The sequence below is a fragment of the Pseudomonas sp. SIMBA_068 genome (genome assembly GCF_046534705.1).
GTDB classification, from domain to species: Bacteria; Pseudomonadota; Gammaproteobacteria; order Pseudomonadales; family Pseudomonadaceae; genus Aquipseudomonas; species Aquipseudomonas putida.
Genome location: NZ_JAWRYI010001862.1, coordinates 1 through 229, shown reverse-complemented (window position 1 = coordinate 229; position 229 = coordinate 1). Strand labels below are relative to the sequence as shown.

The following is a 229-nucleotide window of genomic DNA, read 5'->3' as shown; positions in this document are numbered from 1 at the left end:
CGGTTAAATCGACGTTCTGCCAAACGCCCCCAGCCAGTCCTGCTCAAACTTCGCCACCGCGGCATCGACAGCCGGATAGCTAATCATCTGTTGTGCCACATCCAGTGGCAGAGTAATTGATTCACATCCTGCCAGTAAGCAGTCCAGCGCCTGACGCGGGGTTTTGAAACTCGCTGCCAGCACTTTCGCCTGCGGCGCATGCATTTTCAATAACTGGTGTAAGTCGGTC

The 229-nt window shown here is 55.0% G+C and carries 1 protein-coding gene; it reads right to left on the bottom strand.

Features of this window, described 5'->3' with window-relative positions:
• Positions 1-3 precede the first annotated feature (3 nt).
• On the bottom strand, positions 4-229 hold a 226-nt coding region (locus SB756_RS36230), incomplete at its 5' end, for a transaldolase family protein (protein ID WP_410914082.1).